Source organism: uncultured Acetatifactor sp. (assembly GCF_948601915.1).
GTDB lineage: Bacteria > Bacillota > Clostridia > Lachnospirales > Lachnospiraceae > Acetatifactor.
The window spans coordinates 35815-43609 of the sequence record NZ_CAPDXS010000029.1; the positions used below are offsets into that span (position 1 = coordinate 35815).

Consider the following 7795-nt stretch of genomic DNA (forward strand, 5'->3'; position numbering starts at 1 on the left):
ATGCGGGGAAAGCAAAACAGCCTCGCGGAAAGGAGTGTATGCGGAAAATGGACGTGAACGGATTAGGATTGGGCGGATGGAACGGGGCGGGAACGCCCTATGCGGCCGCCATGCCGGGACAGCTGCCGGTAGGCTTCGGCATGGCCCTGGCCATGAACGAGGCGGCCATGAACGGCTATGCAGGGCTCACGGAGGCGCAGAAGGAGAAAGTCATCCTGCGCTGCAGGGACGCCCGGACGAAAGAACAGATGCAGGATATCGTAGACTCCCTGGTACCAGGTGCGGATGTGGGGGAGATTTATGAGGAAGCGCGGGAAAGCGCTTTCTGAGAGACGGACGGCGGAGGGTATCAGGTATACCATCCGCCGTCTATGGTTATGACCTGGCCTGTGAGATAGGCGGGGGCCGCGGCCAGGCTGAGGGCCAGCTGGGCCACCTCCTCCGGCCGACCCAGCCTGTCGGCAGGGATTTCCTCCCGCAGGGCATCCAGGTCTTCCGGGGAGAGGGTGCTGTTCATGGCAGTGTCGATGATGCCGCAGGCAATGGCATTGACCTGTATGTTGCTGGGAGCCAGCTCCTTGGCCAGGGCCTTGGTGAAGGCGTTCATGCCCCCCTTGGAGGCGGAATAGGCCACCTCCATGGAAGCGCCCTGGGTTCCCCAGACAGAGGAGATGTTGATGATCCTTCCCTGATGCCTGCGCAGCATCAGGGGGATGGCGGCCCGGCAGGTATAGAAGCAGGAGTCCAGGTTCACTGCCAGGATTTCGTGCCACTGGGCCGCAGTCATGTCCGAGAGCAGACCGAAATGGGCCATTCCGGCATTGTTCACCAGCACATCGATCTGCCGGATCCCAGAGAAGAGCTCCGCCACATCCTGTTCGCGCCCCATGTCCGCCCGGACAGCCCTGCAGGAGATTCCGCAGACGGATTGCAGCCCATGGGCCAGCTCCTCCAGCTCCCCGACGGAATGTCTGCAGGTGAGGATCAGGTCGAAGCCGTTTTCCGCGAAAAGCGCTGCAGCGGCCCTGCCTATGCCCCTGGACGCGCCGGTGATCAGGGCGGTCTTTCCTTTTTGTCCCATGCTCATGTCAGTCTCCTCCGTTTCTTTCCATATTAGCAGGGCGGAAGGGGAAAGTCAATGGGGCTGGGGATCCGGGAGGCAGGAGGGGCTTGTAAAGGAATCGGAAAGGGCATATAATAGTCTGTGGAACTGACAGGAAGCAGGGATATTTTGATAGGAGATGAACATGATGTATGATTTGATCGTCATCGGTTCCGGCCCGGCAGGCCTTTCGGCTGCCGTATATGGAAAGCGGGCGGGGCTGGATCTGCTGGTGCTGGAGAAGAACCCCATGAGTGGCGGGCAGGTGCTGAATACTTATGAGGTGGACAATTACCTGGGGATGCCGGGCATGGACGGCTTCGACATGGGGACGCGGTTCCGGGAGCACGCGGACAAGCTGGGCGTGGAATTCATGGAAGCCACGGCCCTTTCCCTGGAGGACAGGGGAGGGCATAAGCTGATACGCACGGATCAGGGGGAGCTGGAGGCGAAGACGGTGATCCTGGCCACGGGGGCCGTCCACGCCATGCTGGGCGCGCCCGGCGAGGAGAGGCTGGGCGGAAGGGGCGTGTCCTACTGCGCCACCTGCGACGGGGCGTTCTTCCGGGGCAGGACGGTGGCCGTGGTGGGCGGCGGGGACGTAGCCCTGGAGGACGCCATCTATCTGGCCCGCACCAGCGAGAAGGTGTACCTGATCCACAGGCGGGACGAGCTGCGCGGGGCCATGGTGCTGCAGCAGGAGCTGAAGGGGCTGCCCAATGTAGAGATCCTTTACAGCCATGTGGTGGAGGAGATTCTGGGGGAGGATACGGTGGAGGCCGTGACCCTGAAGGACTGCAGGACGGAGGAGACCTTCCGGCTGCCCGTGGACGGCGTGTTCGTAGCGGTGGGCATACGGCCCCAGACGGAGCTGGTGCGGGGGCTGGCGGCCTGCGATGAGGGCGGCTACGTGCTGGCGGGGGAGGACTGCGCCACCGATGTGCCGGGACTGTTCGTGGCGGGGGACGTGCGCAGGAAGCCTCTGCGCCAGATTGTGACGGCTGTGGCGGACGGCGCCAATGCCGCGGTGTCCGCAGGGAGCTGCTGCAGGGAATCCTGATTTTTTTGATTTCTTAAAGAAAACGAAAGAAATTTTGAAAGAAAGAATTGCCCCGGGGCAGTTCTTTTTTGGGGGAAAATACCGGAAAAGCGCATAAAACGGGAGTTTTCAGGCATTTCGATTTTTTTCTTTCCGGGTTGACAAAATTAAGAAAGAGTGATATATTTAGTAACAGATGTAATAAATCTGTAATAAATTAGGGATAAAGATGTAACGATCGGGAGGATTTCACCCCGTATACATAGTTTCAGTTTCGATTCGGAGAGGAGATAAACATGGCACATAAGACGAAGAGGACGGCAGTATATCTTTTGACGGCGACGATAGCTTTTACAGGGATGGGCATGACGGCACAGGCCTCCTCCATCCTGCCGGGCGGCGGCGTGAGCCTTGCGCTGGAGAACGGGAACAAGCTGGAGGACGTCACTGAGGACAAGTCCTCGCTGCCTATCCAGTCTATCATAGAGAGCATTCCGCTGGCCAATTCCGACGCGGCCCAGGCGGAGCCCACAGAGGAGGATATGTTCCGCAACCTGGTGATTGCGCAGGTGGACAGCTATGTGAATGTAAGGAGCACGTCCAGCGAAGAGGGCGAGATTCTGGGAAAGCTTTATGACAATTCCGTAGGAACCTTCATTTCAGAGGAGAACGGCTGGTATCAGATCAACTCCGGCAGCGTCACGGGCTATGTGAAGGCAGAGTACTGCGTCACCGGGGACGCGGCGGTGGAGATTGCCAAACAGGTAGGGAAGCGCATCGCTACTGTCACCACGGAGACCCTGTATGTCCGGGCGGAGGCCAGCACGGAGTGCGACATCATAGGTATGGTGCCCCAGGCTGCGGATTTGTTGGTCATGGAGGAGACAGAAGGCTGGGTGAAGGTAGATATAGAGGAGGGCCAGGGATGGATTTCCACGGAATACGTATCCCTCCACAGTGAATTCGTCCAGGCGGAGTCCAGAGAGGAAGAGGAGAGGCGGCTGGCCAAGGAGGAAGAGGAGCGCAAGAAGGCCCAGGCGGCAGCGGCTGCAGCTCAGGCGGCCCAGGCAGCGGCGAATGCCTCCACAACCCAGGAAGAGATTTCCTATCCGGTAAGCGGCGGCAGCGAGATGGGCCAGGCAGTGGCGAACTACGCACTGCAGTTCGTGGGGAATCCCTATGTGTACGGCGGCACCAGCCTGACCAACGGCGCGGACTGCTCCGGCTTCGTGATGAGCGTCTACGCGAACTTCGGCGTCAGCCTACCCCATTCTGATGCAGGGGACCGCACCCAGGGATACGGAGTGGACGGACTGGCCAACGCGCAGCCCGGGGATATTGTCTGCTATTCCGGCCATGTGGGAATCTATATCGGCGGCGGACAGATTGTACACGCCTCCAGTTCAAGGACAGGCATCATCGTCTCCAATGCAGGTTACAGAGAGATTCTGGCAATCAGGAGAATTTTCTAAAAATAAGGAAAGAATTATGGGCCGCACCCTTCGGGTGCGGTCTTTTGTTATCGCCAAAATCCCTTCTGTGCAAAATCACCAAATTTTTCTAAAAAAATGGATAAAGAATAATTTCTGTACGGGATAAAGATACAGTTATCCACAGTCAAAAATCGGAAAAAGCCATAAAAAATGACTTATACACGGAGTTATGCACATAATCCACATCGGACAGGCCTGTTTGTGTATGTGAAAAGGACAATGAAAACAGAACGTACGTTTTGTGCAGAACTGACAAAAAATGAGTTTTCCCAGTGGGAGAGATGCGGGGCAACTGACAGAAACGATTCTTAAAATATGTAAATAATCTGTTAAATCGTTGCAAAAACCATAGGAGACATGTTATAATGTCTATACAATAAACAACCGAAAGGGATGATCACATGAAATTTATCATTGTAGGCAGGAATTTAGAGGTAACACCCGGATTACGGTCGGCGGTGGAGGACAAAATCGGCAAGCTGGCAAAGTATTTCAATCCCGATACGGAGGTACATGTGACCTTGAGCGTGGAAAAGGAGCGTCAGAAGATTGAGGTGACGATTCCGGTAAAGGGCAATATCATCCGTTCCGAGCAGGTCAGCAGCGATATGTATGTCTCAATCGATCTGGTGGAGGAGATTATCGAGAGACAGTTAAAGAAATACAAGACGAAGATTGTGGACAAGCAGCAGACGGCGGAATCTTTCAGCCAGATGTACGTGGACAACAATTACATGGAGGACGAGGAGGTCAAAATCGTCCGCACCAAGAAGTTCGACATTAAGCCCATGTACCCGGAGGATGCCTGCATCCAGATGGAGCTTCTGGGACACGGCTTCTACGTGTTCATCAATGCGGAGACGGACCAGGTGAACGTGGTGTACAAGCGGAAGGGCGACACCTACGGGCTGATAGAGCCGGAGGGCTGATGGAGCCGGAGGGCTGTAGGCTGTGGGGAGGATCGGAACGTTGAAAGACTGGAACATTGAAGGACCGGAGTGCTGAAAGGCCGGAACGCAGACAGATTGGAGTGTTGAAGGACCGGAACGTAGAAGAATCAGAGTATTGAAAGGCTGAAACGTAGACAGACTGGAGTATTGAAGGACCAGAACGTAGACGGACCGGAGTATTGAAAGGCTGAAACGTAGACGGACTGGAGTATTGAAGAACCGGAACGTAGACGGACCGGAGCATTGGAAATGCTGGAATGGGGCTGCCGCAGGGATGTGGCGGCTCCTTTTTATGGAATCTGTCTTTTGTTTCCTACATATATTTGCTGTAACGGGATGTTTTGGAGTGGAAATGGAAAGAGAGCGAAAGGGAGAAGCGGGAAGGCCTGGCCGGGAAGGAAGAGGCTGGAAGAAGGAGCCGCGGCTTGTGGAATGGATGAAGAAGGGGATTCTGGCGGAATGCCTGCTTTTGGCGGTATCCGCTGGGGTGTCATTCTATCAGGAGCAGAGTAGAGCATCCAGGGAGAGCTCATCCGCATCCGGGGGAAGCGCATCCGTTTCTAAGGGAAACGCCGACAGCAAGGTGCTTTTCGTGGAGGATGACTACATAAAGTGGGTGGACTTCACCGTATCCTATGAAGCCCTCTGCCAGGCTTACGAATGGGACGTGGAGACCCATGGGACGGAGCATGAAATCGACTGGGTGGAGCTTCTGGCCTATGCGGCGGCGAAGACAGGCGGAGAGTTCGGCAAGGATGCTCTGAAGACCATAGATAAGGCCGCGGAGAAGCTTTCGGAGGGGGAGGCTACCATGGAAGAGCTGACGGAAGACCTGAAATATTATGACTATTACAGGGAAGCCTACGATGCGGTCATCGGCGGGCTAGTGGGGGAATACTGGGAGCAGACACCGGATGCCGGAGGAAGCGCCGGGCGGACAGAAGGGCAGACGGCGGATAGCGCGGGGAGCGGAGCAGCAGGGCAGGGGCAGACAGGGGGCGCGGAAAGGGAAGGATATGTGGAGCGGTATGGATTAAAGGGGTATTTTCCGCTGGCCAGGGGGTTCGACTATACGCATTATGATGATTTCGGGGTAGGGAGGAGTTATGGGTATCAGAGGAAGCATTTGGGACATGACATGATGGGGTTGGTAGGGACGCCTGTAATGGCAATCGAGTCCGGGGTAGTGGAGGCCCTGGGGTGGAACCAGTACGGGGGGTGGCGGATTGGGATACGCAGCTTTGACGGGAAGCGGTATTATTATTACGCGCATTTGAGGCAGAATTATCCTTATGCGGAGGGGCTGCAGAAGGGCAGCGTGGTGACGGCGGGGGATGTGATTGGGTAGTCTTGCGGTATAATAGGGCTAAATAAAGAACCTTTGACTATGAGGGCTTTATTTAGTCCTTTTTCATTTCTCCAGATTTTCTATATCTGATGAAAAGGCAGCGCTGCGGGAGGAAGTCGAATTCCTCTTTGAAATTGACCATAACGGCTTGTGCTTTGGGCACAAGGAACTGCAAGAAAGCATGAAGCCTTTACATGTGAACATTATACCATGGTAGGAAAGGATTGTACAATAAAATACCGGTATTTAGAAGAAAATTTGTTTTGAAATTAGTTGCTGACTTTAATGTGGCAATGTTGTAACTGAAATGAAAATTTGGGTGGTCAGTCAGCTGTTTAAGCTGGCTGACGGCACAAATCTGTTAAGGTATGTGACAAACATACTGTATTCCAATAGTAGGAGGACAAGCTATGAGCATGAGTACGGCGACAGGTGCAAGAAATAAGGAAGCCTACACAATTATTTTTAAGGACAAGCAGCACAAGGATTTTTATATGGAGTTCTTGCCGAGATGCAGGTACCAGGATGTGTACCATAAGGCGCTGGTTTACTGTTTGGGCTTAAGCAGGGACACGAGAGCCAATGCCCGGCAGATTTACGATTTTGAAACGGGAAATGTGAAGCCGGAATGTCTGCAGGCAGGCTGGCTGACCAGCGGCAGCGGAAGGATCATCCGGATGGCATTCAACCTTTACTGTAATGGGACACCCAGTGTCTATGACTATGAGGATGGCGAGGAGCAGCTGGAGGAATGCCAGTATTATACGGCGGAAGATCTGTTCTGTTGTGAGAATGCGGTTTATTTCTGGGAAGCGGTGAAGCTGCGATATCCGGAGTATACGCGATAAAGGAGAGAGGATTGGAGGGAAAGGATGCTTAAAATCAGGATGCAGGGAACGCTTAAGGATTTGAAATGGTTTCGGCAGCTTCTGGAACGCAGTGAAGAGGTTCAGGTGAATCGGGTGTCGGAGGCTTTTGTAAATAAGGGGACAAAGCGTTTCTTCCGCATGTATGCAGAAGTGGAAAAAGTAGAGAAGCAAAAATAGGAAGCAGAAGAGATAAGCAAGAAGAAAAGCTTATCGGTAAAGCCGGAGGAAAATATATGTGTAGGTTATCTGAAAACGTAACGAATGAAAACGGAAAGAGTGTTGTAAATGTTGAGTGTACGGAAAATAGATGCAAGATTATCGCTATATCAAACCAGAAAGGAGGAGTCGGAAAGACAACTACCTGCGTAAATCTGGGAATTGGTCTTGCCAGAGCGGGTGAAAGGGTCTTGCTGGTGGAGGCCGATGCGCAGGGCAGCCTTGCGGTAAGCTTGGGTATTTCGGAGCCGGACAAGCTGGATGTGACACTGGTGAACATTTTGGAGAAGGTCATCAATGACGAGGAGACCTGGCCGGGAGAAGGCATCATCCGCCATGAAGAGGGGATTGACTTTATCCCTGCAAATATTGAACTTGCCGGACTGGAAACTGCGCTTGTGAACATCATGAGCCGTGAGACGGTGATGCGGCAGTTCCTGCAGGAGATGCGGGAGCGGTATTCTTATATTCTGATTGATTGTATGCCGTCCCTGGGGATGATTACAATAAACGCACTTGTGGCGGCAGACTATGTGCTTGTCCCTGTGGAGGCAGCCTACTTGCCCGTAAAGGGTCTTCAGCAACTGATTAAGACCATCGGTAACATACATAGAAAGCTGAACCCGTCACTGGAGATTCTGGGCATCTTGCTGACGAAGGTTGACCGCAGGACGAATTTTGCAAGGGAAACATCTGTGAAGATACGGGAGGTCTACGGGGAAAGGGTACATATCTTCGAGAACTGCATCCCTTTGTCTGTTAGGGCAGCTTTCTATGT

At 53.8% G+C, this 7795-nt stretch carries 9 protein-coding genes; 8 read left to right on the forward strand and 1 reads right to left on the reverse strand.

The window, feature by feature from the left end; all coding sequences use genetic code 11:
• The first annotated feature begins 38 nt into the window (after positions 1-38).
• On the forward strand, positions 39-329 hold the full coding sequence (locus tag Q2B33_RS07060) for a hypothetical protein (protein WP_296463206.1): 291 nt from the start codon (positions 39-41) through the stop codon (positions 327-329).
• A gap of 20 nt (positions 330-349) precedes the next feature.
• Here the strand turns inward: Q2B33_RS07060 and Q2B33_RS07065 are convergent, their stop codons facing one another.
• Positions 350-1081 carry an SDR family NAD(P)-dependent oxidoreductase gene (locus Q2B33_RS07065; protein WP_330684547.1) on the reverse strand — a complete coding sequence of 244 codons (732 nt, stop codon included), beginning with the start codon at positions 1079-1081 and terminating at the stop codon, positions 350-352.
• A 160-nt stretch (positions 1082-1241) separates the two neighbouring features.
• On the opposite strand from Q2B33_RS07065, the gene Q2B33_RS07070 reads away from it, so the two are divergent.
• From Q2B33_RS07070 to Q2B33_RS07100, 7 genes are all read left to right on the forward strand, one after another.
• The gene (locus Q2B33_RS07070) at positions 1242-2162 is read left to right on the forward strand and encodes an FAD-dependent oxidoreductase (protein WP_300572334.1); all 921 of its coding nucleotides are present in this window, start codon (positions 1242-1244) and stop codon (positions 2160-2162) included.
• Between the two features lie 275 nt (positions 2163-2437).
• The gene (locus Q2B33_RS07075; protein WP_300572336.1) at positions 2438-3613 is read left to right on the forward strand and encodes a C40 family peptidase; all 1176 of its coding nucleotides are present in this window, start codon (positions 2438-2440) and stop codon (positions 3611-3613) included.
• Positions 3614-4035: 422 nt separating this feature from the next.
• Complete coding sequence (raiA, locus tag Q2B33_RS07080) at positions 4036-4563, forward strand: ribosome-associated translation inhibitor RaiA (RefSeq protein ID WP_296463214.1); 528 nt, start codon at positions 4036-4038, stop codon at positions 4561-4563.
• 457 nt (positions 4564-5020) lie between these two features.
• On the forward strand, positions 5021-5932 hold the full coding sequence (locus Q2B33_RS07085) for a M23 family metallopeptidase (protein WP_330684549.1): 912 nt from the start codon (positions 5021-5023) through the stop codon (positions 5930-5932).
• A 410-nt stretch (positions 5933-6342) separates the two neighbouring features.
• Positions 6343-6780 (forward strand): DUF6075 family protein, encoded by a 438-nt coding sequence (locus Q2B33_RS07090; RefSeq protein ID WP_300572339.1) that lies wholly within the window; start codon positions 6343-6345, stop codon positions 6778-6780.
• A 24-nt stretch (positions 6781-6804) separates the two neighbouring features.
• Positions 6805-6978, forward strand: coding sequence for a hypothetical protein (locus Q2B33_RS07095; RefSeq protein ID WP_300572341.1), 174 nt, complete (start codon positions 6805-6807; stop codon positions 6976-6978).
• 137 nt (positions 6979-7115) lie between these two features.
• Positions 7116-7795 (forward strand): AAA family ATPase (locus Q2B33_RS07100; RefSeq protein ID WP_300913929.1); only part of this gene is annotated, 680 nt, incomplete at its 3' end.

Bases quoted from the DNA above. Each gene is read 5' to 3' on its own strand.
- Q2B33_RS07060 (WP_296463206.1), top strand. From the start codon at position 39: ATGCGGAAAATGGACGTGAACGGATTAGGATTGGGCGGATGGAACGGG.
- Q2B33_RS07065 (WP_330684547.1), bottom strand. From the start codon at position 1,081: ATGGGACAAAAAGGAAAGACCGCCCTGATCACCGGCGCGTCCAGGGGC.
- Q2B33_RS07070 (WP_300572334.1), top strand. From the start codon at position 1,242: ATGAACATGATGTATGATTTGATCGTCATCGGTTCCGGCCCGGCAGGC.
- Q2B33_RS07075 (WP_300572336.1), top strand. From the start codon at position 2,438: ATGGCACATAAGACGAAGAGGACGGCAGTATATCTTTTGACGGCGACG.
- raiA (WP_296463214.1), top strand. From the start codon at position 4,036: ATGAAATTTATCATTGTAGGCAGGAATTTAGAGGTAACACCCGGATTA.
- Q2B33_RS07085 (WP_330684549.1), top strand. From the start codon at position 5,021: ATGAAGAAGGGGATTCTGGCGGAATGCCTGCTTTTGGCGGTATCCGCT.
- Q2B33_RS07090 (WP_300572339.1), top strand. From the start codon at position 6,343: ATGAGCATGAGTACGGCGACAGGTGCAAGAAATAAGGAAGCCTACACA.
- Q2B33_RS07095 (WP_300572341.1), top strand. From the start codon at position 6,805: ATGCTTAAAATCAGGATGCAGGGAACGCTTAAGGATTTGAAATGGTTT.